23 protein-coding genes, 1 tRNA gene and 1 rRNA gene are annotated in these 26065 nt (G+C 65.5%); 14 read left to right on the plus strand and 11 right to left on the minus strand.

Annotation, left to right across the window (positions count from 1 at the left end):
• The first annotated feature begins 46 nt into the window (after positions 1–46).
• Positions 47–160 (plus strand): 5S ribosomal RNA (gene rrf, locus A3K89_RS01695).
• 1144 nt (positions 161–1304) lie between these two features.
• On the plus strand, positions 1305–2288 hold the full coding sequence (locus tag A3K89_RS01700; protein WP_068420986.1) for a glycoside hydrolase family 19 protein: 984 nt from the start codon (positions 1305–1307) through the stop codon (positions 2286–2288).
• A gap of 31 nt (positions 2289–2319) precedes the next feature.
• Here A3K89_RS01700 and A3K89_RS01705 read toward each other — a convergent pair whose 3' ends face one another.
• Positions 2320–3873, minus strand: coding sequence for an adenylate/guanylate cyclase domain-containing protein (locus tag A3K89_RS01705; protein WP_068420987.1), 1554 nt, complete (start codon positions 3871–3873; stop codon positions 2320–2322).
• 42 nt (positions 3874–3915) lie between these two features.
• On the opposite strand from A3K89_RS01705, the gene nucS reads away from it, so the two are divergent.
• Positions 3916–4587 carry an endonuclease NucS gene (gene nucS, locus A3K89_RS01710; protein WP_068420989.1) on the plus strand — a complete coding sequence of 224 codons (672 nt, stop codon included), beginning with the start codon at positions 3916–3918 and terminating at the stop codon, positions 4585–4587.
• A 23-nt stretch (positions 4588–4610) separates the two neighbouring features.
• Positions 4611–4937 carry an ATP/GTP-binding protein gene (locus A3K89_RS01715; RefSeq protein WP_068420991.1) on the plus strand — a complete coding sequence of 109 codons (327 nt, stop codon included), beginning with the start codon at positions 4611–4613 and terminating at the stop codon, positions 4935–4937.
• A 19-nt stretch (positions 4938–4956) separates the two neighbouring features.
• On the opposite strand, the gene A3K89_RS01720 is transcribed toward A3K89_RS01715, so the two are convergent.
• Positions 4957–5904, minus strand: a complete 948-nt coding sequence (locus tag A3K89_RS01720; RefSeq protein WP_068420993.1) for a hypothetical protein — start codon at positions 5902–5904, stop codon at positions 4957–4959.
• Between the two features lie 45 nt (positions 5905–5949).
• Positions 5950–6429, minus strand: coding sequence for a methylmalonyl-CoA epimerase (gene mce / locus A3K89_RS01725; RefSeq protein ID WP_068420995.1), 480 nt, complete (start codon positions 6427–6429; stop codon positions 5950–5952).
• 91 nt (positions 6430–6520) lie between these two features.
• Here mce and A3K89_RS01730 point away from each other — a divergent pair, with 91 nt between their 5' ends.
• Complete coding sequence (locus tag A3K89_RS01730) at positions 6521–6895, plus strand: DUF3817 domain-containing protein (RefSeq protein WP_174551342.1); 375 nt, start codon at positions 6521–6523, stop codon at positions 6893–6895.
• Between the two features lie 49 nt (positions 6896–6944).
• Positions 6945–7889: a tetratricopeptide repeat protein gene (locus A3K89_RS01735; RefSeq protein ID WP_254303375.1), complete on the plus strand. Its 945-nt coding sequence runs from the start codon at positions 6945–6947 to the stop codon at positions 7887–7889.
• Between the two features lie 3 nt (positions 7890–7892).
• Here the strand turns inward: A3K89_RS01735 and A3K89_RS01740 are convergent, their stop codons facing one another.
• From A3K89_RS01740 to A3K89_RS01750, 3 genes are read right to left on the minus strand one after another with little or no spacing between them, the layout of a single operon-like run.
• On the minus strand, positions 7893–9350 hold the full coding sequence (locus A3K89_RS01740) for a metallopeptidase (protein WP_068420999.1): 1458 nt from the start codon (positions 9348–9350) through the stop codon (positions 7893–7895).
• Positions 9351–11546 (minus strand): 1,4-alpha-glucan branching protein GlgB, encoded by a 2196-nt coding sequence (glgB, locus tag A3K89_RS01745; RefSeq protein WP_068421000.1) that lies wholly within the window; start codon positions 11544–11546, stop codon positions 9351–9353.
• 13 nt (positions 11547–11559) lie between these two features.
• Positions 11560–13569: a maltotransferase domain-containing protein gene (locus A3K89_RS01750; protein ID WP_068421001.1), complete on the minus strand. Its 2010-nt coding sequence runs from the start codon at positions 13567–13569 to the stop codon at positions 11560–11562.
• Between the two features lie 195 nt (positions 13570–13764).
• Here A3K89_RS01750 and glgP point away from each other — a divergent pair, with 195 nt between their 5' ends.
• Positions 13765–16347, plus strand: a complete 2583-nt coding sequence (glgP, locus tag A3K89_RS01755) for an alpha-glucan family phosphorylase (RefSeq protein ID WP_068421003.1) — start codon at positions 13765–13767, stop codon at positions 16345–16347.
• 94 nt (positions 16348–16441) lie between these two features.
• Here the strand turns inward: glgP and A3K89_RS01760 are convergent, their stop codons facing one another.
• Together A3K89_RS01760 and A3K89_RS01765 are read right to left on the minus strand one after the other, a co-directional pair.
• Positions 16442–18493, minus strand: a complete 2052-nt coding sequence (locus A3K89_RS01760) for an ATP-dependent DNA helicase (RefSeq protein WP_068421004.1) — start codon at positions 18491–18493, stop codon at positions 16442–16444.
• 94 nt (positions 18494–18587) lie between these two features.
• Complete coding sequence (locus A3K89_RS01765; protein WP_261768822.1) at positions 18588–20024, minus strand: nicotinate phosphoribosyltransferase; 1437 nt, start codon at positions 20022–20024, stop codon at positions 18588–18590.
• On the opposite strand from A3K89_RS01765, the gene clpS reads away from it, so the two are divergent.
• The 7 genes from clpS (at position 19990) to rdgB (ending at position 25071) form a co-directional block, all read left to right on the plus strand.
• Positions 19990–20340, plus strand: coding sequence for an ATP-dependent Clp protease adapter ClpS (gene clpS, locus A3K89_RS01770; RefSeq protein ID WP_174551339.1), 351 nt, complete (start codon positions 19990–19992; stop codon positions 20338–20340). The genes A3K89_RS01765 and clpS overlap by 35 nt on opposite strands.
• A gap of 54 nt (positions 20341–20394) precedes the next feature.
• Positions 20395–20958: an oxidative stress transcriptional regulator AosR gene (aosR, locus tag A3K89_RS01775; RefSeq protein ID WP_068421005.1), complete on the plus strand. Its 564-nt coding sequence runs from the start codon at positions 20395–20397 to the stop codon at positions 20956–20958.
• A 9-nt stretch (positions 20959–20967) separates the two neighbouring features.
• The gene (locus A3K89_RS01780; protein ID WP_068421006.1) at positions 20968–22029 is read left to right on the plus strand and encodes a P1 family peptidase; all 1062 of its coding nucleotides are present in this window, start codon (positions 20968–20970) and stop codon (positions 22027–22029) included.
• Between the two features lie 67 nt (positions 22030–22096).
• Positions 22097–22714, plus strand: a complete 618-nt coding sequence (locus tag A3K89_RS01785) for a rhomboid family intramembrane serine protease (protein ID WP_068421007.1) — start codon at positions 22097–22099, stop codon at positions 22712–22714.
• Positions 22715–22842: 128 nt separating this feature from the next.
• Positions 22843–23601, plus strand: coding sequence for a cyclic nucleotide-degrading phosphodiesterase (locus A3K89_RS01790; RefSeq protein ID WP_174551340.1), 759 nt, complete (start codon positions 22843–22845; stop codon positions 23599–23601).
• Positions 23602–23681: 80 nt separating this feature from the next.
• Positions 23682–24467, plus strand: coding sequence for a ribonuclease PH (gene rph / locus A3K89_RS01795; RefSeq protein ID WP_068421010.1), 786 nt, complete (start codon positions 23682–23684; stop codon positions 24465–24467).
• Complete coding sequence (gene rdgB / locus A3K89_RS01800; RefSeq protein WP_068421013.1) at positions 24460–25071, plus strand: RdgB/HAM1 family non-canonical purine NTP pyrophosphatase; 612 nt, start codon at positions 24460–24462, stop codon at positions 25069–25071. Before rph ends, rdgB begins: the two co-directional genes overlap by 8 nt.
• 42 nt (positions 25072–25113) lie before the next feature.
• Here rdgB and A3K89_RS01805 read toward each other — a convergent pair whose 3' ends face one another.
• From A3K89_RS01805 to A3K89_RS01815, 3 genes are all read right to left on the minus strand, one after another.
• Positions 25114–25464: a DUF3817 domain-containing protein gene (locus tag A3K89_RS01805; protein WP_068421014.1), complete on the minus strand. Its 351-nt coding sequence runs from the start codon at positions 25462–25464 to the stop codon at positions 25114–25116.
• Complete coding sequence (locus A3K89_RS01810) at positions 25461–25868, minus strand: transcriptional regulator (protein ID WP_068421015.1); 408 nt, start codon at positions 25866–25868, stop codon at positions 25461–25463. Before A3K89_RS01810 ends, A3K89_RS01805 begins: the two co-directional genes overlap by 4 nt.
• A 58-nt stretch (positions 25869–25926) precedes the next feature.
• Positions 25927–26008, minus strand: a tRNA-Leu gene (locus tag A3K89_RS01815).
• Positions 26009–26065: the final 57 nt, after the last annotated feature.

Below are 26065 nucleotides of genomic sequence, written 5' to 3' on the forward strand. Positions count from 1 at the left end.
CGGAGGGGAAACGCCCGGTCCCATTCCGAACCCGGAAGCTAAGCCCTCCAGCGCCGACGGAGGGGAAACGCCCGGTCCCATTCCGAACCCGGAAGCTAAGCCCTCCAGCGCCGATGGTACTGCACCCGACAGGGTGTGGGAGAGTAGGACACCGCCGTGCACAACATCACAGAACACCCCGCAACCCACGGTTGCGGGGTGTTCTGTATTCCACACCCAAACACAAAACCTGCCGGCGAACGGCATCAATGAACCATCCACGCTGACAGATCGTATGAATGCACCATTCACGCGAACACCCCCGCCGGCGAACGGCATGAATGAACCATCCACCCCGTCTACCCGCTGCCACGGACCATCGATGCGCGACTTCGGTTGCGCTGCAGAGCAATCGGCGAGCAAACCTCGTTCTGCATCTCCTCCGAGCGCCTTTTGCAACAACTCGTCGACCGTGTTCTTATATCTCTGGTAATTCGACCGTCAGGTCTCGTAGCGAGTACGGGGAGCGATCGTGTTCCCCTCCACGCGCGCAAGATCTGCTGTGCCGCAACGAATTCAAGTTGCTTGCTGCGGGTTTGCCGCGTCGGTTTCAAGTCGGCCCGTCCGTCGTACACACGTTTGTCGACCGAGTTCGGCAACACTGAGGGTCGCCGGTTCCGGGAGAGCGAACTTTCAGCATCCGGCATCGGCATGAATGGACCATCCAACCTGTCCAGAGGCTCCTGCGGGCCATCGATGCCTAAATCCGCTAACTTCCGACGCCGTAAAGGCTCCATAACGTCGAACCACCACGTCACGAAGCCTCGTGATCCAAACGTGATCTGTGCCATCTCGGCCAGGTGATCCCGCACTTATTTTCGGCGGCACACGACCGTCTTCGGACCCTGTGTCTCCGGTCCGCGTGGTCCGTCCCTGAGTCTCTACGGGCCGTGCTACCGGGGCTGTGTGCGCACATCGCGACACCAGCAGTGTGGCGAAATACCGTTGCGGCACAGAGGAATTGCGATCTGCTGACAGGTTCGGGGTTCTCCATTCCGATCAACTTGGTACTGCGAGGCGTCCTGGTTCCGGCAGGCGGCGTTGCGGCGTCGGGGAGCTGGTTTCGGTCGTGACTTACATCCATGTTGTTTTCATTAAGTCAACGTGGGGCTGATCACTTCTGCTTGAAACATGTCGAGATGCGCCGTTACCTGGATGTGACCTTTTTGCGACGCGTTGGTGACCACCGCGGGTTTTACCCGACAGCACCCGCATCTCAGTCACGTACGGGCCGAAGACCTCGGCCGAAGTTTTGGAGCAGGACCTTGCACGTTTCCACATATGCACGTCGAGTCGGTTTCGCCGCCACGACGACCACCGCACTCACCTCTACATATGCACAACGAATTCGTTCGGCCGCAGCAGCGACCGGTACGCTCGCGTCGTCGCACGCACGTCGAATCGGTATTGCCGCTGCGACGACGACCGTTCTCGCCACGAGCGTCGTCGGCGTCGCGCAAGCCGGCGACACTACCGCGATCCCCAGAGTCACGACGTCGGCGATCACAGAAGAGGTTGCCAAGAGCTTTCCGGTGGGAACTGTGCGGCTCGACGAGCCTCAGGGTTCGAGTTCCGACGAGCCAGCACAGCAACCACAGGAAGCCGATCAGTCGCAAGCAGCGCACGTCGATGCCCAGACCGTAGCGACCGACGGCAATACCGCCCAGATCCAGGCCGCAGTCGTGCCGGAGGTGGCGGTCGTCCCGCCGCCGCCCCCGACGTTCATCACCGCGGCGCAGCTCGATGCGATCGCCCCACAGGCCCCGGCGGACAAGTTGGCCACCTACGTCGCCCCGCTCAATGCGGCAATGGTCAACGGCGGAATCGACAACCCCATTCGGAAAGCTGCGTTCGTCGCTCAATTGCTCGTCGAGTCCGACGGGTTCCGCACGTTCGAGGAGTATGCGTCGGGTCGCGCCTACGAAGGGCGTTCCGACCTCGGCAACACCCAGCCTGGTGACGGAGTGCGTTATAAAGGCCGCGGCGCCATCCAGGTGACCGGCCGACACAACTACGAGCTCATGAGTCAAGCGACCGGCATCGACTTCGTTGCGAACCCCGACCTGGCGGCAGCGCCGGAGTACGCCTTCACCACCGCGGTCTGGTACTGGTCTTCGCGCAACCTCAACAATGCGGCCGACATCTCGGGGATCGTGCGGGTGTCCGAGCTCGTCAACGGCGGACACAACGGACTCCCGGAGCGCCTTGCTGCCTTCGGCCGTGGTCTGGACGCATTCACGCGGTTGTGACGTCGGGCTGCGGAGACGCGTGAGTTCGAGGTCAGGACTTCGGACAGGCCAGGACGGTTTCCGCCGAACGGCCGCGGAGGGTGACGCTGTCGCCGAACTTCCACCGCGCGGCCTCGGAGGCCGATGCGTGGTCGACGGTGTTCTTGGAGGCGAGGATCGCGCCGGGGGAGTTCTTGGCGAGTTCGGAAAGCCGTGCGGCCTCGTTGACCGGATCTCCGATGACCGTGTATTCGAACCGAGATTTCGCGCCGACGTTGCCGGCCACTGCGCGACCCGACGCCACACCGACGGCCGCGCTGCACTCCGGGACCTCGTCGAGCAACCGAGTGCTGATCGTGCGGGCTGCTGCCAATGCGGATCCGCAGTGGTCCTCGAGGTCGCCGGGTGCACCGAAGATGGCCAGGGCGGCGTCGCCTTCGAACTTGTTGATGAAGCCGCCGTGCTCGTCGACCTCATCGACGACGACGTCGAAGAACCGGTTCAGCAGTTCGACGACCTCGGTCGGTGGACGTGATGCCGCGAGTTCCGTCGACCCCACGAGGTCGATGAAGAACACCGCGATCTCGCGTTCCTCGCCGCCCAGCTCGGGATTCTTGGTCAGTGCGGCCTCGGCGACTTCTTGGCCGACGTGGCGTCCGAACAGGTCGCGAATCTTCTCGCGGTCCCGGACTCCTTCGGCCATGCGATTGAAGCCACTCTGCAGTTCACCGAGCTCCGTCCCGTCGTACACAGCGAGTTGGACGTCGAGGTTGCCCCGTTCGACCTCGGCCATGCCGGATCGAACGTTGTTGATGGGTGCCGTCGTCGCGAAACCGCCCAGCAGGGTCAGCAAGAGCCCGAAGACCAGCGTGATACCGCCGAGCGACAGGATCGCGATTGCCAACTGTGTTCCGTCGGACGCGTACGGGCGGATGAAGCTGAAGATCGCGATGATCATGAGCCCGGAGACAGGTACTCCGGTTCCGAGAATCCACGACAGGATCGATCGCCCCATCACCCCGGCGATGCGGATGCGTCGGGGATCGCCGGCTTCCAGTGCACGCGCAGCTGCCGGCCGAAGAGCGAATTCGCTGAGCAGATAGCTGAAGGCACATACGACGGTTCCGCCTGCGCCGATCGTGAACGCCACTTTGGGGATGGACTGCGGGTCGATGATGCCGTCGATGGTCGTGATGAGGGCAAGACCGCACGTCCACAGCACAATCTGCATCTTGGTCAGCTGCCATGGCATGGACAGGGTCGTGACCTGCTCCTGCCGCGTGGGTGTGCGGTCCTCGATAGCCCATCGAAGTGCGCGCAATGCGCGCGTCGTGCCCCACAGAACACCGACGGCGAACGCGCACGCGACATAAACGGGGATCACGATGAAGTTGACCCACCAATAACGGTCCAGGCGAAGCACATCCGGCCCGGGAACGACGACGGACACGAGCACTCCGACGATCAGAGCACCGATGAGATTCGCGGCGAGCAGAAATATCGTCAGCAGTATCTGAACGCGCACGCGTCGACGACGCGGGGACTCGGATGTGTCGCCGAGAAGGCGTGATCCTAGAGGCGCTACGGATCGACTCAGTTGCGGCATGGTTGTCACAGACTACTGGTCGGTCTGGCTTAGGGTGGGCGAGTGCGTCTCGTAATTGCTCGTTGCCAAGTGGACTATGTCGGCCGTCTGACCGCCCATCTTCCGTCGGCCCGCCGATTGCTCCTCGTCAAGTCCGACGGGTCGGTCAGCGTTCACGCCGACGACCGCGCATACAAGCCGTTGAACTGGATGAGTCCGCCGTGCTGGCTGACCGAGACGACCGACGACGGCACCGTCAACTGGGTCGTGACGAACAAGGCGGGCGAAGAACTCCGCATCACGATCGACGACGTCGAACTGGACTCGAGCCACGAGCTCGGCGTCGACCCGGGTCTGGTGAAGGACGGCGTGGAAGCGCACCTTCAGGAATTGTTGGCCGAACATGTCGAGACGCTCGGGGAGGGGTACACGCTCGTCCGTCGTGAATACATGACGGCGATCGGCCCCGTGGATCTGTTGTGCCGCAACGCAGATGGTGGCACGGTGGCGGTGGAGATCAAGCGTCGCGGGGAGATCGACGGCGTCGAGCAGCTGACGCGCTACTTGGAACTACTCAATCGAGATCCGGTTCTGGCGCCGGTCAGTGGTGTGTTCGCGGCCCAGGTCATCAAGCCACAGGCGAAGACGCTCGCTACCGATCGAGGCATCCGATGCCTCACGTTGGACTACGAAGCCCTGCGCGGAACCGACAGCACCGAGTTCCGTCTGTTCTGATCTTCTCTCCTACACTCGACTACGTGCCCCGACGCAATCACGACCGTAAATCGAGCCGGAAGAACTTCGGTTCGCGTGATTCGCGACCCGATTCGCTGATGGGCGGCGCCCGCGTCGAGAGCGGGCCTGCAGGCTGGTCCGACGAAGAGTTCACGACCAGGACCGTGCCGGGCAATCGCGCGACGAAGACCTATCGCTGCCCGGGCTGTGATCACGAGGTTCGCCCCGGCGTCTCCCACATAGTCGCGTGGCCGACCGCGGATCTGGGTGGACCGGAGAACCGTCGACATTGGCATACGGGGTGCTGGTCCGGTCGAGCGACCCGCGGACTGACGCGGCGCTGGTCGTAGACCAACGCCGCGCCACCCCCTACGACGACGCGTCGGCCTTCTCCTTGTCGAGCACGACGGTGACGTCGGTCGACGAGTCGTCCTTGCTCGGTGCGCCGTTCGACTCGGGTGCATCGAGCAATTCGCTTTCGCGGTTGACCGAGGCAAGCATCGCGGGCACGGAGTCGAGCTGACCACGAATTCCCAAGAGCTGCGCGAGGACACGACTACGCAGCACGCGTAGTTCCTCGGCCAGCTCCTTCGAGTGGGCGATTCGACGTTCGGACTGCTCGGTCGCGGCCTGCAGGCGTCGGGCCGCTTCGGTCGTCGCCTCTTCGATGCGGTGAGCCGCGTCGGCCTTGCTCGACGACTCCAGGTCCTCGAGTGCGGCGAGGATCTTGGTGCGACGCTCGGCCATCGTGATCTCGAAGTCTTCCTGGACCTTCGACCGCTTGGCCTCGGACTCGGCCGCCAACTGGTCGCGCTCGGCCTGTGCTGCCTCGACGATGCGTGCTGCCTCGGTGCGGGCCTGTGCCATCGTCTGCTCGTGCTCGGTCTCGAGTGCGGAGCGACGATCTTCGAGCTCGACGACGAGAGCCTCGTGACGGCCGCGCAGTCGCGCGCTCTCCTGCTCGGCGACCGACACCATTTCCTCGGCCTCGGCGTGAGCCTTTGCGCGGACCTCGGATGCCTCGTCGGAAGCCAGGCGCAGCATGCGAGAGATGCGGTCGCTCATGCCCTCCGCGGTGGTCGGCGGAACCGACAAGCGGTCGATGTCCTTACGGAGCTCGTCGATTTCGTCCCGCGCGTCGTCGAGTTGCTTTGCCAGATCGCGAGCCTGGGCCGCGGCGGCGTCACGATCGGCGGTGGTCAGCCGAAGCTCGGCGTCGAACCGCTCGAAATAGTTCGTGACCTCGTCACGGTCGAATCCTTTTCGGACTACGGAAAAGGGAAGTTGCACCCCGGTGCGCTCTTGCTCGTTGGCCATGGCGGTCAATTTACCGGTGCGTAGGTAGGAGAGCCATATGACAAGTCAGTGAATCGAGTTCGCAGCCGGCTCCACGAGTTCGACGAGCACACCACCTGCGTCTTTCGGGTGGATGAAGTTGATACGAGAGTCGGCGGTGCCGCGTCGGGGAGCGTCGTACAGCAGTCGGACGCCGCGGCCGCGAAGTTCGGACGAGATCTCGTCGATGTCGGTGACCCGGTAGGCGAGCTGCTGCAGACCGGGCCCGTTGCGGTCGATGAACTTGGCGATCGTCGACGACTGGTTCAGAGGTGCCAACAACTGAAGGGCAGCGGCGTCGGACGACGCGCCGGGCAGCGACAGCATTGCCTCGCGAACACCTTGTTCCTCGTTGACTTCCTCGTGCGTCGACACCATTCCCAGGTGCTCGGTGTACCAGGCGATTGCGGCGTCGAGGTCCGGCACCGCGATGCCGACGTGATCGATGGCAGTGACGAGGTCGGACCGCAGGGAAGGTCCGGCAGGAGCAGGCGTGGTGGAGGTCATACGACGACGTTAGCGTCAGCTGCATCTCGTCGCGCAGCGGCCCTGGCAGTGAGACCAGAGCCACTACGCCGCGTCGTAGATCTCGGGCACAATAGTCGCCATGCTGAACTTCTTCGACCTGAGCACGACGGCCAAGCGTTTTCGATTCGTCGCGGTTCTCGAGGCCTTCACCTGGCTGGGACTGCTGATCGGAATGGCGTTCAAGTACATCCCCGCCGACGGCAACGAGATCGGCGTGAAGATCTTCGGACCGATCCACGGTGCGGTTTTCGTGATCTATGTTCTCATCGCGATCGTCACCGCCGTCAAGCTGAAGTGGAACGTCGTGACGACGCTGCTCGCGCTGGTTGCGAGCATCCCGCCCTTCGGCACCGTCGTGTTCGAGGTGTGGGCCGCACGGACGGGCCGCCTGGCCGAATCGATCACGTCGCAGCCCGCGATCTCGAAGGGTGCGGGAGTCGCATAGCCGACCTCGCCGGTAGTGACCGAACCGGGTTAGTGACAAACTGTAGGACGTGACTCGACCCGGTTCCCGCTCGTCAGCCCGTCCGCCTGCAGCCGTACCGGCCTCCATCGCCGGCGCCGTCGATCTCTCGGGACTGAAGGATCGTCCCGCACCGCCGCCCACGGCCGACAACACCGATGGTGGGAGCGGACTGGCTCCCATCGTCGACGTGACCGCCGCGACGTTCGAGGCAGAAGTTCTGCAACGTTCCATGCAGGTTCCGGTCGTCGTCGACCTGGGTTCTTCTCGCTCACCGCAGTCGGTGGCGCTGACGCGTCAGCTCGGGCAATTGGCCGTCGAAGCGAACGGCACGTGGGTGCATGCCCGCGTCGACGTCGACAGCACCCCACAGGTCGCGCAGGCGTTCGGCGTCCAGGCCATTCCGACGGTCGTCGCCGTGGCAGGTGGGCAGCCGCTCGCCGATTTCCAGGGTTCGCAGCCGGAGGAACAACTGCGCCGGTGGCTCGACGCCATTCTGCAGGCCACGGAAGGCAAGCTCAGCGGACCTCCCGGAGCGACGTCCGAGGAGGACGAACCCGAGCCCGAGGATCCCCGCTTCGTCGCAGCCGAGAAAGCGCTCGACGAGGGCGATTTCGACAAGGCGATCGCCGCGTATCAGGCGATCGTCGACGCCGAGCCGTCGAACACCGACGCGAAAGCTGCACTGCGTCAGGTGAAATTCCTGGCTCGGGTGCAGCACCTCGACGCCGATGCGGTCACCAAGGCCGACGCCGACCCGTCGGACGTGGCTGCGCAGATCGAGGCCGCGGACGTCGAGCTGTCCGAGCAGAACGCCGAGGCGGCGTTCGACCGGTTGATCGCCGGCATCAAGCGGACCGCGGGCGACGAGCGCACGCAGTTGCGGACGCGTCTGCTGGAGCTGTTCGAACTGTTCGACTCGGGTGATGCCGTCGTGGTCTCGGCGCGCCGGAAGTTGGCCGCCGCGCTGTACTGATGCTCAGCGGTAGCGGACGTTGCACGCCTCGCGTCCGCCGAGGACTCCCGAGCGAAACGCGTCGACTCGGGAGAAGCCGCTCGGCAGCGTGACGCCGTCGATGTCACTGGCGGTCAGGCCGTCGCTCAGCAGACCCGACACTGCCTCGTCGAGGTCGCCCGGGGAAAGCCACACTTCGAGATCCGTCGCCGCGTCGATGTTCTCGGCGCTGAGACCCGCGGTGATGACGCCGGACAAGCACGCGGAACGCAGTGCCGTCTGCGGGTTGTCCAGAGGTTGTCCGGCCTCTTTCTGCACCGCAAGGGTGTAGCGCGACGCGAAGAGTACGTACGCGCTGTAGTCGCCCGACACGTTGAGTGGGATGACGTCGCCCCGCCGCGGCCGCTCGGCGGTGCCGACTTCGGCCAGCGCATCGACGTCGACGCCGATCGTGTTGGTCGACGCGCAGTACGACACCGGCTCAGTCGTCGTACCCTCGGGACAGCCGGTGTCGGTGCCGTCGTAGTCGACCATCGGCGGGTTCTGCAACGCGAGCAGCTTCTCGAACGACCGCACGAACGCTTGCAGCGTCTCGGTCGTGACCGGCAGTTCGCCGTCGTCGTCGGTGTTGCTGAACTTCTGCGGCAGGTCGGCTCGCCGCGCGTCGATCTCGGCCTCGTCGATCGCGGTGCACGCCGCGGCACCGTCGGTGAATCCGATCTGAACCGCGGTCACACGCTCGAATGCCGATCCGTGCACGGAATCCGGATCGTTGGGGTCGACGTCGCGCACGGCCACTGTCGCCGCGAGGACTCCGTTCAGGCCGTCGGACGTATTGATCGTGAAGTGCGGAGCATCGTTCTCGGCGACGTGCCGGATGAACGCGCCGGCGAAACAGTCGGCTTGCTGCTCGGCGACGATGGTCGGAGTGTCGTCCCCGACGAGAGCCGACTGGTACTGAATGGCGTGGCCGTACTCGTGCGCGATGACCATGACGACCGACATCGGGCCGAACGCGTCGATCAACGCAGGAAGCAGAATGGTGCGATCCCACCCGATGGTGCGGTCGCGTGAGCAGTACGCCGCATTGGGCACACCGCCGGTTCGCGTTCCACAGAACCGTAGGCCGCTGCCCTCGTCCTCACTCGCGTCCCATGAAATCAGTTGGGACACCGGAGTGAACTTCTGGCCCTGGAACAACTCGGGATAGGTGTCGGTCCAGTAGCGCTGGATGTCGTCGATGGCGTTGGTGGCGATGAGATCGGAGTCGGTGCCCTCCGAGCCTCGGACCTCGAGCGTCGAGTCGGGTACTCCGGGACGCGGACCGCTGGGGCCGTCGGTGACCGGCAGACCGGCGACGGTGAACGGATTCTCGTAGATGGAGACCGCTCGGCCGTCGACGGATTGGCTGCACCCGGTGACGAGTGCAAGAGCTACGAGGGCGGTCGCCCACAGTGTGTGTCGGGTGCGACCGCCACTCATCTAACGCTCCAGTTTGATCCAGATCGCGCCGTTGGCGGGAAGCGCGACCTGTGCAGACGACGGTCGGCCATGCCACGAGTGCGATGTAGCCGTTACCTCTCCGAGATTGCCCACACCCGAACCGCCGTACGAGGTTGCATCGGTGTTCAAGATCTCGATCCAACGACCGGGCTCGGGTAGACCGACACGATAGTTGTCGTGTGTGACACCCGAGAAGTTGAAGATACACGCGACGACGGAACCATCCGTTCCGTACCTCAAGAAGCTGAGAACGTTGTTCTCCGTGTCGTTGGCATCGATCCACGAGTAGCCGCTCGGCGACGTGTCGAGCGTCCACAGTGACGGGTGCTCGCGGTAGACGGCATTGAGGTCACTGACCAATGTCAGCACGCCGCGGTGCAGTGGACCTTCGTCGAGTTGGTGCCAGTCGAGACTGCGCTCCTCCGACCACTCCCTGGTCTGCCCGAACTCCTGGCCCATGAACAACAACTGCTTGCCGGGGTGCGCCCACATGTAGGCGAGCATGCCGCGCATGCCTGCCGCCTTGGCGTGGTCGTCGCCCGGCATACGGGTCCACAACGTGCCTTTGCCGTGGACGACCTCGTCGTGACTGATCGGCAGGACGTAGTTCTCACTCCACGCGTACACCAGCGAGAACGTGATCTCGTGGTGGTGGAAGCTTCGGTGAATCGGATCGCGTCCGAGGAATCCCAGGGTGTCGTGCATCCACCCCATGTTCCATTTCATGTTGAATCCGAGTCCGCCGACGTTGGTAGGACGTGTGACGCCGGGCCACGCCGTCGACTCCTCGGCGACGGTGACGACGCCCTGGAACTTCTTGTGGACCGTCGCGTTCATCTCCTGCAGGAACGACACGGCCTCGAGGTTCTCGCGGCCACCGTAGATGTTGGGAGTCCAGCCGCCTTCCGGGCGTGAGTAGTCCAGGTAGAGCATCGAGGCCACCGCGTCGACGCGCAGACCGTCGATGTGGAACTCGTCGAGCCAGTAGAGCGCGTTGGCGACGAGGAAGTTGCGTACCTCCCGGCGACCGAAGTCGAAAACCAGTGTGCCCCAGTCGAGTTGCTCACCGCGTCGAGGATCGCCGTGTTCGTAGAGCGGCCCGCCGTCGAACCGCGCGAGCGCCCACTCGTCCTTGGGGAAATGCGCGGGCACCCAGTCGACGATGACGCCGATGCCCTTGTCGTGCAGATGGTCGACGAAGTAACGAAAGTCGTCGGGACTGCCGAAGCGCGACGTCGGCGCATAGTACGACGTCACCTGATAACCCCACGACCCACCGAACGGGTGCTCGGCGACAGGGAGTAGTTCGACGTGGGTGAAGCCGGTCTCGAGCACGTAGTCGGCCAACTGCTCGGCCATTTCGCGGTATCCGAGTCCGGCACGCCACGACCCGAGATGCACCTCGTACACCGACATCGGGGCCTGCGTGGGTTCGATTCCGGCGCGGGTGTCCAGCCACTCGTCGTCGGACCATTCGAACGTCGAACTCGTCACGACCGAGGCGGTTGCAGGCGGAATCTCCGTGGCGAATGCCATCGGATCGGCCTTGTCACGGACGACGCCGTCCGAGCCGTGCACGCGGTACTTGTAGATCGTGCCGGGGCCGATGTCGGGAACGAACAGCTCCCACACGCCGGTCGAACCGAGTGCGCGCATCGGGAAGCTCTGTCCGGTCCAGCCGTCGAAGTCACCGATCACGGTGACGCCCGAGGCGGCAGGCGCCCACACCGCGAACGACGTGCCGCTGACGTCGCCGTCGGGCGTCGTGTAGTTCTGCTGGTGCGCGCCGAGGATGTCCCACAGGCGTTCGTGACGGCCTTCGCCGAACAGGTGCAGATCCAGCTCACCCAGGGTGGGGAGGAAGCGGTAGCCGTCCGCCGATTCCGTCACGTGACCGCCAGGCCACGTGACGACGAGCCGATAGTCCATCAAGTTCTCGAACGGCACGAGGACGCTGAAGACTCCGTGGGCGACGTGCGTCAGCGGGTGGTCGACGCCACCGATGCGCGCGACGACGGATTCGGCGTTCGGTTTGAGCGCGCGAATGGCGGTGCCGCCCGGAACCGCGTGCGCACCGAGAATCGAATGCGGATCGTAGTGCCGCCCTTGGGCGATCAGCTCGAGATCGCCTGTGTCGGGAGGTGCGATGTCTGGATTCGTCGGATTGTCGGTCATGTAGGCTCCCCACTCATTTCCGGTTGCCGCGGTATGCCAGCTCGAGTCGCGCCGGGTAGGGGATGGGCGGAAGCGTCAATATGTGCGCCACCGCCTTCCATGGCTCCAACCTGACGAAATTCGTTTGCCCCCAGTTGAACTGCTGGCCGCTGACCTCGTCGGTGACGGTCATCGTGTCGTGCCAGTCGTGTCCGAGCTGCGGCATGTCGAGCCAGATCGTTCCCTCTTCCGGGCCGAACGGATTCAGGTTGACGACGACGAGAACCGAATCGCCCGTGCCCGGATCGAACTTGGAGTAGGCGATGAGGGCGTCGTTGTCGACGGCGTGAAAGTGGATGTTGCGCAACTGTTGTAGCGCTGGATGCGCCCGTCGGATGGCGTTCAGCGAGGTGAGCCACGGCTCGAGCGATTCACCTCGGGCCAACGCTCCTTCGAAGTCACGCGGACGCAGTTGGTATTTCTCGGAGTCGAGGTACTCCTCGCTGCCGGGGCGCACCGCCTGATGCTCGAACAGTTCGTATCCGGAGTACACACCCCACGTCGGCGACAGTGTCGCAGCGAGTGCGGCCCGCAGCGCGAACATGCCGGGACCGCCGTGCTGCAGACTCTCGTGCAGGATGTCCGGGGTGTTGACGAACAGGTTGGGCCGGGCGTCGTCGGCGCGTCGTGCATGCTCCTGCGCGAACTCGGTCAGTTCCCACTTCGCGGTCCGCCACGTGAAATACGTGTAGGACTGGGTGAATCCGCGCATCGCCAAGCCGTACATACGAGCCGGTCTCGTGAACGCCTCGGCCAGGAAGAGAACGTCGGGATCGCTCTTCTTGACCTCGGCGATCAGCCACTCCCAGAAGTCCGGTGGCTTCGTGTGTGGATTGTCGACTCGAAAGACCTTGACTCCCAACGAGATCCAGTACCTGACGACGCGAAGAACCTCGTTGTAGATCCCTCGGCGGTCGTTGTCGAAGTTGACAGGGTAGATGTCCTGGTACTTCTTCGGTGGGTTCTCCGCGTAGGCGATGGTGCCGTCGGGCAGAACGGTGAACCACTCGGGATGCTTCGCAGCCCAGGGATGATCGGGAGCCGCCTGCAACGCCAAGTCCAATGCGACCTCGAGATCCAGCCCCCGTGCTGCGTCGACGAACGCGCGGAAGTCGGCTTCGGTACCCAACTCCGGGTGGATGGCGTCGTGCCCACCGTCCTTCGACCCGATGGCCCACGGTGAGCCGACATCCTCCGGGCCCGGGGTCAGAGTGTTGTTCGGACCCTTGCGGTTGACGGTGCCGATCGGGTGGATCGGCGGCAGGTAGACGATGTCGAAGCCCATTCGCGCGATGCGGGGCAACTGCTCGATCGAGGTCGCGAACGTGCCGTGACGCGGACTGCCGTCCTCGTTCCATCCGCCGGTCGAGCGGGGGAAGAACTCGTACCACGAGCCGTTGAGTGCGCGGGCACGATCGACCCAGATATTGATGGCGTTCGAGCGCGTGATCAGTTCGCGAAGGGGATACTCGTGCAGTAATTCGACGACACCGGGCGCGAACGCGGGGGCGACGCGTGCCGGCAACTGACGGTCGGTATCGCGCAACGCCGCGGACACATCCTGCAGCAGGGACCTGTCCCCGCGCGGAACACCTTTCGCGGCACGCTCGAAGATCTGAGCGCCGACCTCGAGATCGTTCGCGAGATCCGCGGCGCTCTGGCCGACGCCCAGTTTCGCTTCCACCGCGTGCCGCCATGTGGCGACGGGATCGCTCCACGCCTCGATGCGACAGATCCAGTAACCGGGTGTCGTGGGTGTGAACACCGCATCGAACGTGTCGGGCTCCCGGCCGGGCGTCATCGTGATGCGCAGGGGAGTGCGTATCCCCGGCCCGCGCACGGCAAGCGTTGCCGCCACCGCGTCGTGGCCTTCTCTCCATACGTCCGCCGACACCGGAAATGCTTCGCCTACCACCGCTTTCGCGGGGTACTTTCCGGTAGTCGTGTCCGGAAGGACATTGTCGATACCGAGTCGACCTGTCACTTCACGCTCCGTTCTTGGCTAGGGGCTGAGCCACACTCGGTGCGGCCGTTCGAGTAACTGTTGGTCGGCGTGTTCTCAGAGACAACCGTAGTGCAGTGACCTCGCCTTCGCTCTCGTCGCACGGACAGGCCGACCGTGCAAAGAGGCGTCGACAAGTCGGTGCACGGTCGCCTCGGGGTGGGTAGGGTTCGACCCGTGAAAGCTTTGCGTCGGTTCACTGTCCGAGCCCACCTGCCCGAGCGCCTGAATGCCCTGGCCGAGTTGTCGACAAACCTTCGCTGGTCATGGCACCCGCCGACGCAGCGGCTGTTCGAGGACATCGACCCGAAGCTGTGGTCCGAGCTGGATCGCGATCCCGTCGGGCTGCTGGGTGCCGTCGGACCGTCGAGGCTGGAGGAACTGGCGTCGGACGCGGAGTTCGTCGAGCGACTCGGTGCATTGGACGCCGACTTGCGTGACTACCTCTCGCGTCCGCTCTGGTATCAGAAACTGCAGCAGTCCGACGCGTCGATGCCGTCGAGTATCGGCTACTTCTCCATGGAGTTCGGCGTCAGCGAAGTGCTGCCCAATTATTCGGGTGGACTCGGCATCCTTGCGGGTGATCATCTCAAGGCTGCGTCGGATCTCGGCCTTCCGCTCATCGGTGTCGGTCTGCTGTATCGCTCGGGATATTTCCGTCAATCCCTGACGGCGGACGGTTGGCAGGCCGAGCGGTATCCGTCGCTCGATCCGCAGGGGCTGCCCTTGCGATTGCTGACCGATGCGTCGGATGCGCCGGTTCTGATCCACGTATCGATGCCGGGTGGACGCGTGCTCCGGGCGCGAGTCTGGATCGCCCAGGTCGGTCGAGTCCCGCTGCTGCTGCTCGACTCCGACATCGCCGACAACGACCCGGAGTTGCGAGGAGTGACCGACCGTCTGTACGGCGGCGACCAGGACCACCGCATCAAGCAGGAGATTCTCGCCGGGATCGGCGGCGTGCGCGCTATCCGCGCCTACACGAACGCACACGGGCTGCCCGATCCCGAGGTGTTCCACATGAACGAGGGACACGCAGGCTTCCTCGGTGCCGAACGCATCCGCGAACTCGTCACCGGTGGAGGGCTCGATTTCGACGCGGCGCTGGCGTCGGTGCGGGCAGGGACCGTGTTCACGACGCATACTCCCGTCCCGGCCGGCATCGACCGGTTCCCGGCCGACCTCGTGCGTCACTATTTCGGCAGCGACGACGGCAGCGCGGAGTCGGCTCTGCTGCCCGGGCTGCCGATGGATCGCATTCTCGCGCTGGGCGCCGAGGCGGACCGTTCGGTCTTCAACATGGCGCACATGGGGCTGCGGCTCGGCCAGCGCGCCAACGGTGTGTCGAAGCTGCACGGCATCGTCAGCCGCGAGATGTTCAACGATCTGTGGCGCGGATTCGACGCTGTCGAGGTGCCGATCGGTTCGGTCACCAACGGTGTCCATGCGCCGACGTGGGCCGCGCGGGAATGGCTCGAACTCGCGCAGGAGACGGTCGGGGAGCAAGCCCTGCAGGAGGCGCGCGGCTGGGAACAGCTCGAGAACGTGTCGTCGGCAACGCTGTGGAACACGCGGAATGCGTTGCGCGCTCAGCTCGTCGACGAGGTGCGTCGACGCGTCCGCCGTTCGGCGCTCGAACGAGGATCGACCGAGGCCGAAATAGGCTGGACCGCAGGTGTTTTCGATCCCGATGTGTTGACGGTCGGCTTCGCCCGACGGGTGCCGACCTACAAGCGGCTGACGCTCATGCTGCGCGAGCCCGAGCGGCTGCGCCGGTTGCTTCTCGACCCCGACCGCCCGGTTCAGCTCGTCGTGGCCGGCAAGTCGCACCCGGCCGACGACGGCGGCAAGGCTCTCATCCAACAGATCGTCCGCTTCGCCGACCAGCACGACGTTCGTCATCGCATCGTGTTCCTGCCGGACTACGACATGTCGATGGCCAAGTTCCTGTACTGGGGATGCGACGTCTGGCTCAACAACCCGCTGCGTCCGCTCGAGGCGTGCGGCACGTCGGGGATGAAGTCCGCGCTCAACGGTGGGCTGAACCTGTCCATCCGCGACGGGTGGTGGGACGAGATGTACGACGGCGAGAACGGTTGGGCCATACCGACTGCCGACGGCGTCACCGACGAGAACCGTCGCGACGACCTCGAAGCCGCCGCGCTGTACGAACTGCTCGAGCAGTCGGTGTTGCCGAAGTTCTACGACCGTACCGACGGCATCCCGACGCGGTGGATCGAGATGGTGCGTCACACGCTGGAACATCTCGGACCGCAGGTGTTGGCCTCGCGTATGGTGCGCGACTACACGCTCGGGTACTACGGACCTGCCGCGCGTGCGGCGCGCACCGTCGACGCCGACGGGCACGTGGGTGCGAAAGACGTTGCGGCATACCGTCGTCGCGTGGAAGCGGAATGGGATGCGGTCGACGTCGTTCAGGTGGACAGCGAGGGGCTGCCGGACACGCCGGTGATCGGTGCGAAACTCACTCTGCGAGCGTACGTTCGGCTCGGCGCGCTCGAGCCGTCGGACGTCGTGGTGCAGGCCGCGATCGGCTGCGTCGACGCCGAGGACGAACTCACCGACGTACGGTACGTGGAGATGGTGCACACCGGTACCGATGCGCTCGGCGAGGCCTTCACGGTCGACACCGAGCTGCCACTGAGTGGTGCCGTCGGCTACACCGTCCGGGTTCTGCCGCACCACGAGCTACTGGCGAGCGACTCCGAACTCGGCCTCGTGAATTCGGCTCGGCCCTGACGGGCCGTTCCTGATGGGTCGTTCCTGCAGGCTCCACTCCCGGCCCTGACGGGCCTTTCCTGATGGGTCGTTCCTGCAGGCTCCACTCCCGGCATCAACGGCTTTGGGCCAGCCGGGTCAGAGCCCTGCGCACCACCTCGGGGTCCGACGTCTCCCAGAACGGTGGGAGCGAGGCCCTGAGGTAACCGCCGTAGCGGGCGGTGACGAGGCGTGAATCGAGCATCGCGACGACGCCTCGGTCGTCGACGCTGCGCAGCAGTCGACCCACACCCTGGGCGAGCAGCAATGCGGCATGATTCGCGGCGACCGCGAGAAAGCCGTTGCCGCCACGGGATTGGACGGCTTGCTGCCGCGCCACGAGCAGGGGGTCGTCGGGCCGCGGGAACGGAATGCGGTCGAGGATGACCAGGCTCAGTGACGGACCGGGCACGTCGACGCCCTGCCAGAGCGACAGCGTGCCGAACAGCGACGTGGCTTCGTCGTCCGCGAACTTCTTCACGAGCGCGCCCGTCGAGTCGTCGCCCTGACACAGCACCGGGGTGTCGAGGCGTTCGCGCATCTCCTCGGCTGCTGCTTTCGCCGCGCGCATCGACGAGAACAGCCCGAGCGTCCGGCCACCGGCTGCGGTGACGAGTTGTTCGATCTCGTCGAGGTACTGCGGTGACAGGCCGTCACGCCCGGGTGGCGAAAGATGTTGCGCCACATATAGAATTCCGGCTTTCGCGTGGTCGAACGGAGAGCCGACGTCGAGTGAGTTCCAATGGATCGACCCCGTGTCCGACGGCGCCTCGGTGCCCGTCGCCGTCGCCGTGTCGCTGCGTCCGGAGTTCTCGGCGGGTAGCCCCCAGTTGACGGCCAGGCCGTCGAAGGAACCGCCGACGGTGAGCGTCGCCGACGTCAGGACGACGGTGGATTCCGCGAACAGGCGGCTGCGCAACAACCCGCCCACGGACAGCGGCGCCATGCGCACGGTCCGTTTGACCGACCCGCGAAAGTCGTCGACCGCGTGCCAGACGACGTCCTTGCGCTTGGCCGGATCCGGCTCGTCGAATGCGGTGAGTACGCGCACGGCGCTGTCGTGCACCTCGTCGACGGCCACCAGTGCCGCGTTGCGAGCCGCGGCTGCCTCGGGATCCATCGTGGCCTGTCCACCGCGGCTCGGGCCGATCGCCGTCCGCACTGCCCACGCCGAGTCGCGAATCGATGCGAGCGCTGCGTCGACGCCCTCCGGCAGCGCCGCCCACCGTCCGGGTGGCATGTCCTCGAGTACGGCAGCCCAGTTCTCGGCAGCCCCCTCGAGCGCGTCAACGATCTCTTCCTCGATCAGCTTGTTGCTGCGGCGGGCCGCGGCGGTGATGGTAGAGGCGGACAGTTCGGACGTGGCGACTCCGGTGACACGGTCGACGAGTTCGTGTGCCTCGTCGATGACCACGACGTCGTGCTCGGGGAGTATCTGGATGCCGGTGATGGCGTCGATGGCCAGAAGCGCGTGATTCGTGACGACCACATCGACCTGCGACGCCTCGGCGCGGGCGCGTTCGGCGAAGCAGTCCTCGCCGACCGGACACCGGGATTTGCCGAGGCATTCGCGTGCGCTGACGCTGACCTGCCGCCACGCTTGGTCGCTGACGCCCGGAGTCAGATCGTCACGGTCCCCGGTGTCGGTGTTCGACGACCACTCGGTCAACCGGACGACTTCACGGCTGAGCCGCGACACGGCGAACGCGTCGAACAGTTCGGCTTCCGGTGCTTCCTCGGACGCGCCGGTGTGAATCTTGTTCATGCACAGATAGTTGTTGCGGCCCTTGAGGATCGCGAACCTCGGCCGGCGTCCGACGGCGTCCTTCAACGCGTCGGCGAGCCGGGGGAGGTCGCGGTCGACGAGCTGACGCTGCAGCGCGATCGTCGCCGTCGAGACCACGACGGTGCGTCCCGACTCGACCGCGTGTCGAATGCTCGGCACCAGATACGCGAGCGACTTGCCCGTGCCCGTGCCTGCCTGCACCGCGAGATGTTGCCCGGTGTCGATGGAATGCGCGACGGCCGACGCCATCGTCAGCTGGTTGGTCCGCTCCTTGCCTCCCAGCGCGTGCACCGCGGTCTTCAGCAATGCGGGCACGGTGGGGAGTTCGGTCGAAGACGGCACCGGAGCAGACTACTGCCCCACGAGTGCGGCTGCGCCGCCCGTGCGTGCATAGTTGGACCCTGGCCCAACTATGCACGCACGGGCGCGAAGCGCATCAGACGAACCGCGTCGGCAGCGCCGGTTCTCCCTGCGACAGCTTCAAGCCCTCCCACGGCAGGCTGACGAGACGTCCGGCCAGCAGTTCGCGAGACTCCTTCAGCGTGGGCCGGTCCGCGACGAGTTCACCGCCGCGCACCATCGGCACGCTCAGTTCGACGGCCGTCAATCCGGCGTCGACGGTCGGCGCGCTGCCGAGTGGATGCACGATCTCTTCGACGGCGGTGCCCGTGTCGCGGGTCGTGCGCGTGGCGGCCTTTCTACCCCCGCGTGATTCCTTGTGGCTGCTGCGCTTGGCGACGGGACGGTCGTCGACCGCGACGAGCTTGTAGACCATGCCCGCGGTGGGCGCGCCAGAACCCGTCACGAGGGAGGTTCCGACGCCGTAGCTGTCGACGGGTTCGGCGCGCAGGGCTGCGATGGCGTACTCGTCGAGGTCGCCGGAGACGACGATCTTCGTACGGGTCGCCCCGAGATCGTCGAGTTGCTGGCGCACCTGACGGGCGAGGACGCCGAGATCACCGGAGTCGATGCGGACGCCGCCGAGTTCGGGTCCTGCGACGGCGATGGCGTTGGCGACGCCCTGCGTGATGTCGTAGGTGTCGACCAACAGCGTCGTGCCGACCCCGAGGGTGCGGACCTGGGCTGCGAACGCGGCCTTCTCGTCGGGTCCGTCGGGGCCGGTGTGCAGCAACGTGAACGCGTGCGCCGACGTACCTGCCCCCGGAACGCCGTGTCGGCGAACGGCTTCGAGGTTCGACGTCGCGGAGAAGCCGGCAAGATACGCCGCCCGCGACGACGCGACGGCCGCCTCCTCGTGGGTGCGCCGCGATCCCATCTCGATGAGCGGTCGGTCTCCGGCGGAGGTGACCATGCGCGCGGCCGCTGAGGCGATGGCGCTGTCGTGATTGAGGATCGACAGTGCGAGCGTTTCGAGTACGACGCACTCGGCGAAGGTTCCGCGCACGGACAGCACGGGTGAGCCGGGGAAGTAGAGATCGCCTTCGCGGTAGCCGTCGATGTCGCCGGTGAAGCGGTAGGACGACAGCCAGTCCAGTGTCGTGCGATCGAGGAACGACGACACGGTGTCGAGTTCCTCCTCGCCGAATCGGAAGCGACTCAGCGCACTCAGAAACCGGCCCGTTCCGGCAACGACGCCGTAGCGGCGGCCACCGGGCAGGCGCCTCGCGAAGACTTCGAAGCTGCACGGCGTATTCGCCGAACCGTCGGCGAGGGCCGCCGACAGCATCGTCAGCTCGTACTGGTCGGTGAACAGCGCGGTACTACGCACCGTGCCCGTATTGTCGGATTCGTCCGTCGAGGGTTGAGACACAGGGACAACAGTACGAGGCGCGGGGGTGAGGGTGTGTACTTCGTGCATCGCGTCGTACGCTGTTCCCATGGCTTCATCGACGGCACGAGTGACCGTGGGCAGGGTGGGCGCATCGCCGACGCTGGCCGCTTCACCCCAGGCGGTACCCGCCGAGACCGAGGCCGTGGCGAGGGACGAGGCGCAGGATGTGCCCTGGGTGACCATCGTCTGGGACGACCCGGTGAACCTGATGCACTACGTCACCTTCATCTTCCAGAAGCTGTTCGGCTACAGCAAAGCCAAGGCCACCGAGCTCATGATGCAGGTGCACTCCGAGGGCAAGGCAGTCGTGTCGAGCGGTGAACGCGACAAGATGGAGAACGACGTGCGCAGGCTCCACGCGGCAGGTCTCTGGGCGACGATGCAGCAGGACAAGTAGCGCGAATCCGAACGCGGATTCCTTCGATGCACCAGAGACGGGGTTCCAACAGCTGTGCGCACGTGGAGTAGGAAGAATTCACTCGGCGGACTCAAGATTCGTTCGGAGATGGATGCGCGCGAGGCAACCGTGCTGCGCTCGCTCGTCGAATCCGTCCTCGGGTTGTTGAGCGAACGTTCCAAGAACGCACCGACCGACGAACTCGCGCAGCTGACCGGTCTGCGCACCGGGCACAGCACGCCGCCCGACGACGCGGCGCTCGCACGTCTGCTGCCCGATTTCCACCGCGGCGACGACGAATCCGCCGACACCGCCGATCTCAACGGTGCGTTGCGTGGCCTGCACGAGCCGGAGATCATCGACGAGAAGCTCGCCGCGGGAGCCGTCATACTCCGCACCCTGCCTGCCGACGGCGGGAAGATCGCGCTGACACACGAGCAAGCAGACGCGTGGCTGATGGGACTCAACGACGTACGATTGGCCCTCGGAACGACTCTGGGTATCGACGCCGACACCCCGGAAGTTCTCGACGAGGGCGATCCGCGAGCTCCGCACCTCGACGTGTACCACTGGCTGACCTGGATGCAGGATTCTCTGGTGCAGGTCCTCACTCCGTAGGAGCACCTCTTGGGGGCAGGCCCGAAGGATTCACTGACCGACGTCGCCGGCCTGCTCGTCGGGCACCATCACGAGATCGATCCCGACGCGCAGCTCGGCTCGGGGGCGGCAACAGGGTGTACCGTCGTGCGCGCGCTGGGAGGCGCGGTGGCCGCGGTCGACGTGCGTGGCGGCGGACCAGGAACTCGTGAAACCGATCTGCTCGATCCGAGTCATTCTGTTCAGCAAGTCAACTCGGTGTTGCTGACCGGCGGCAGTGCGTACGGACTCGCCGCGGCCGACGGTGTCATGCGGTGGCTGGAGGAGCACGGTCACGGCATCGCGATGGGCAGTCCCGACCAAGTCGTGCCCATCGTTCCTGCGGCCGTCGTCTTCGATCTTCCGGTGGGGGACTGGGCCGTTCGACCGACGGCCGAGTTCGGCTATCGGGCCGCCGCGGCTGCCGCGGAGGATTTCGCCACCGGCTCGGTCGGCGCGGGCACCGGCGCACGCGCCGGCGTACTCAAGGGCGGCGTGGGCACGGCGAGTATCGTCGTCGAGGGTGGGCCGGCGGACGGCGTCACCGTCGGTGCGCTGATCGTCACCAATCCGGTCGGCTCGGTGTTCGACCCGCGCACCGGATTGCCCTGGGGAGTCGGTTCGCAGGGGGCCAAGGCATTCGGCATGCGCAAGCCCGACGTGCACGAGCTGTGGAACGCGAACGCTCTCGCACCGAAGGGAACCGCACTCAACACGACGATCGGCGTCGTTGCAACCGACGTGGATCTGTCGGCGTCGGCGTGCAAACGCGTCGCAGTCGCCGCGCACGACGGGCTCGCCCGTGCGATCAGGCCGGCTCACTCGCCGCTGGACGGTGACACGATCTTCGCGTTGTCGACCGGGACCAGGTCGGTGGTCAGCGAGACGTCGATGCCGACGGCGTTCATGCAGGATCTGCCGGTGCTCGACGCGGTCACGGCGGTTGCCGCCGACGTCGTCGAACGTGCCATCGTGCGTGCGTTGCTCGACGCGACGACGATCGCCGGTATCCCGACGTACCGTCAGATCTTCCCGTCCGCGTTCGAGTCCTGACCGGCAGGCGGCTCACGTCGGTAGGCTGAACCGGAGACCTGGTCGACATGGACGAAAGGCCCGTCGTATGACCGCGAACCCGTATCTGCCTGCCCCGACGCCGAAGCGCCCGGTGTGGCAACAGGCCGCGATGGTCGTCGGCGGATTCGTCGTATTGCTGTGGATCATCGAGCTGATCGATGTCGCGTCGGGAAGTCGTGTCGAGGATGCGGGGATCAACCCTCGCACCGTCGACGGCCTGTGGGGCATTCTGTTCGCGCCTGTGCTGCACGACGACTGGACGCATCTGATCGCGAACACCGTGCCCGTTCTCGTCCTCGGGTTTCTGGTGTTGCTCTCCGGAATCGGTCGTGGACTCACGGCCACCGGCATCATCTGGGTTCTCGGAGGCGTCGGAACGTGGTTGACGGCGGGAGCGGGCACCAACCACATCGGTGCGTCGATTCTGATCTTCGGGTGGATCACCTATCTGCTGACGCGCGGCATCTTCGCCCGTAACCTCGGTCAACTCGCCATCGGTGTCGTGGTTTTCGTCATCTACGGCGGCGCCCTGTGGGGTGTGTTACCGACCGATGCCTTCGTCTCGTGGCAGGGGCACTTGTTCGGCGCCGTCGGCGGAGTGGTTGCCGCGTGGACGTTGTCGGCGGACGCACGTCAGGCACGCAGGCAGAACTCTTTGTCCTGACTCGTAGCCACGGTGTCGCGGACGGACGTTCGATCGTGGTGGCCGCCCGAGAACGAAGCGTCGAATTCACGCTGTGAAAACTCGCCGATCGTTTCGGCGCCGGGCAAAGTCGTGGCAGCATGACAGACATGCGAATTACCGTCCTGGGATGTTCCGGGAGTGTGTCGGGACCAGACTCTCCGGCGTCGGGCTATCTTCTCGACGAACCGGAAACGTCACCGGTGGTTCTCGACTTCGGCCCCGGCGTTCTCGGCGCATTGCAGCGGTACGCAGATCCCGGCGACGTCAGCGTTTTCCTGTCGCATCTGCATGCAGATCATTGCCTCGACGTTCCTGGTCTTCTCGTGTGGCGTCGATACCATCCGAATCCGCCCGAGGGTCGCGCTGTCGTCTACGGCCCGAAGGACACTGCGTTCCGGCTCGGCGTCGCATCCGCCGAGTGCGGCGGCCAGATCGACGACATGTCGGACACTCTGGATCTTCGCCGTTGGGCCGACGGGCGCACCATCCAGCACGGCCGACTGACCGTCCACACCCGGCAGGTGTACCACCCGCCGGAGTCCTACGGAATGCGCATCACCACCGGCGAGGGAAAGATCCTTGCCTACACCGGCGACACCGGAATGTGTCAGGCGGTGCGCGACGTCGCCCAGGGCGCGGACGTGCTGCTGTCGGAGGCGTCGTGGACGCATGCCGCAGATCGTCCCGTGGGAGTGCACCTCTCGGGTACCGAGGCAGGCCAGCTCGCGCGTGAGGCGGGAGTCGGTGAGCTCCTGCTGACACACATTCCGCCGTGGACGTCGCGCGAGGACGTCATCGCGGAAGCGAAAGCGGAATTCAGCGGACCGGTGCACGCCGTCCTGCCGGGGGATGTCTTCACCGTCTAGGCAGGCGGGCAGGCGGGCAGGCAGGCGGGAGTGGAGCCTGCGGAATGACCCAGGTTGCAGCAATCGCTAGGGTGGCAAGCGTGTCGAGACGAGAAGACGGAAGAGCGGACGACGAACTCCGCCCCATCAAGATCACCCGCGGTTTCACCAGCAACCCTGCAGGTTCGGTGCTGGTCGAATTCGGCAACACGAGAGTGATGTGCACGGCCAGCGTCGAGGAAGGTGTTCCGCGGTGGCGTAAGGGCTCGGGCCTCGGCTGGCTCACCGCCGAGTACGCGATGCTGCCCGCCGCGACTCACACGCGCAGCGGCCGCGAGTCCGTCAAAGGCAAGGTCGGCGGTCGCACCCAGGAGATCTCGCGGCTCGTGGGGCGTTCGCTGCGCGCGTGCATCGATCTCGCGGCCATCGGCGAGAACACGATCGCGTTGGACTGCGACGTTCTGCAGGCCGACGGTGGTACCCGCACGGCCGCGATCACCGGCGCGTTCGTCGCTCTGTCCGACGCCGTGACGTACCTGCGGGCTGCGGGCCGTCTCGCGGATCCGCAGCCGATCTCGTGTGCCATCGCCGCGGTGAGCGTCGGTGTCGTCGACGGGCGAGTGCGTCTCGACCTCCCCTACGAGGAGGATTCGCGCGCCGAGGTCGACATGAACGTCGTCGCCACGGACACGGGGACGCTCGTCGAGATCCAGGGCACCGGCGAGGGTGCGACGTTCCCGCGTTCGACGCTGGACAAGCTGCTCGACTCGGCACTCGCGGGCACCGAGAAGCTTTTCGAGGTGCAGAAGGCCGCGCTGGCCGAGCCGTACCCCGGTGTTCTGCCCGAGCCCGTCGCCGAGACGTCGAAGAAGAAATTCGGTGCCTGACGTGAAGCTGCTCGTCGCGAGCCGCAACGCGAAGAAATTACGCGAGTTGCGGCGCGTTCTCGACGCCGAGGGAATCTCCGGCATCGAACTCGTCGGATTGAACGAGGTGCCCGAGTTCCCGGAGGCGCCCGAGACCGGTGCGACATTCGAGGAGAATGCGCTCGCCAAGGCCCGCGACGGTGCCGCGGCGACCGGGATGCCCTGCGTCGCAGACGATTCCGGAATCGAAGTGGATGCGCTGAACGGGATGCCCGGGGTGCTGTCCGCGCGGTGGTCGGGTGCGCACGGCGACGACGACGCCAACACTGCTCTGCTGCTCGCTCAATTGCGGGATGTGCCCGACGAACGCAGGGGAGCGGGGTTCGTGTCCGCGTGTGCCCTGGCGGTTCCCGGGGGTGACGAAAGTGTCGTGCGAGGGGAGTGGCGAGGCGTGATCGCTCGTACTCCGCTGGGGGAGAACGGTTTCGGCTACGACCCGGTGTTCGTGCCCGAGGGCGACGGCCGATCCGCAGCCGAGCTCGGTCCCGAGGAGAAGGACGCCGCGTCGCACCGCGGTAGGGCGCTTCGATTGCTGGCACCCGCACTGCAGGCGCTGACGAAGTGATGTGCCGTCGCCGACGGTGAATTACCGTCGGCGACAACAGGTTCAGACGCCGAAGTCGCGCTTGACCTGCTTGGTGCGGATGTGCTCCACGTAGAACGACAGGAACGGAATGGTGCCGGCGAGCAGCGTGCCGATGGTGCGCGGCGCCGCCCACCGAACCTTGATCGCGAGATCGATCGTCAGGATGAGGTAGACGAGGTAGACCCAGCCGTGTACGACGGCGATCCAGCTCGGAACATTCTCGACCTTGAAAATGTACTTCGCGACCATCTCGCCGGTCAGCACGAGCAGCCAGATGCCCGTGACGTAGGCGAGAACCCGGTAACGCAGCAGCGCCGACGCGATCTTCTTGGTCCTGTCGGTGGATGCGGACTTCTCCGGTGCCGTGCTCACGTAGTACTCCTGTCGTGACGTTCGGAGCGATCGAGCTCCGCGAGATAGCTGTTGTACTCGCGCAGTTGGCGAGCCTCGGGGTCGCTCGGGTCGGACTCGACGCTGGGGGCCGGGCGCTGGGGAAGGAGGTCGGCGGGTATCTCACGCACGACGTCCTCGGTGACCGCCGCGTCGACGGTGTCGTCGTCGGCCTTGTCCTCTTCCAGCCGGACGAACTGCCGGTAGGCGTACACGACGAACGCAGCGAACAGCGGCCACTGGAAGGCGTACCCGAGGTTCTGGCCGTCACCACCGACCGATTCGAAGCGTTCCCATTGCCACCATCCGAGCGCAAGGCATCCCAACGCCGACACGACGACCAACACGATCAGTGCAGGCCGGTGATGAGAGCGGGATTTTGCCACACCCCGACGGTACCCGAGGGGCTACTACATCGGGTAGTTCGGTGGCGAGAGCAACAAGTGCGCGAGGGGGGACTTGAACCCCCACGTCCTGAGACACTGGAACCTAAATCCAGCGCGTCTGCCAATTCCGCCACTCGCGCGAGTGCTCGGCAAGTCTACAACGCCATCTCGGCGCGAACGCACGTGCAGTTGCCGGA

The sequence above is a fragment of the Rhodococcoides kyotonense genome (assembly GCF_001645385.1).
In the GTDB taxonomy this organism is placed as follows: Bacteria; Actinomycetota; Actinomycetes; order Mycobacteriales; family Mycobacteriaceae; genus Rhodococcoides; species Rhodococcoides kyotonensis_B.

Bases quoted from the DNA above. Each gene is read 5' to 3' on its own strand.
- glgB (WP_068421000.1), bottom strand. From the start codon at position 11,546: ATGACCGACAATCCGACGAATCCAGACATCGCACCTCCCGACACAGGC.
- mce (WP_068420995.1), bottom strand. From the start codon at position 6,429: ATGACCTCCACCACGCCTGCTCCTGCCGGACCTTCCCTGCGGTCCGAC.
- A3K89_RS01790 (WP_174551340.1), top strand. From the start codon at position 22,843: ATGCGAATTACCGTCCTGGGATGTTCCGGGAGTGTGTCGGGACCAGAC.
- A3K89_RS01720 (WP_068420993.1), bottom strand. From the start codon at position 5,904: ATGGCCAACGAGCAAGAGCGCACCGGGGTGCAACTTCCCTTTTCCGTA.
- A3K89_RS01740 (WP_068420999.1), bottom strand. From the start codon at position 9,350: ATGAGTGGCGGTCGCACCCGACACACACTGTGGGCGACCGCCCTCGTA.
- A3K89_RS01785 (WP_068421007.1), top strand. From the start codon at position 22,097: ATGACCGCGAACCCGTATCTGCCTGCCCCGACGCCGAAGCGCCCGGTG.
- A3K89_RS01705 (WP_068420987.1), bottom strand. From the start codon at position 3,873: ATGCCGCAACTGAGTCGATCCGTAGCGCCTCTAGGATCACGCCTTCTC.
- clpS (WP_174551339.1), top strand. From the start codon at position 19,990: ATGGCTTCATCGACGGCACGAGTGACCGTGGGCAGGGTGGGCGCATCG.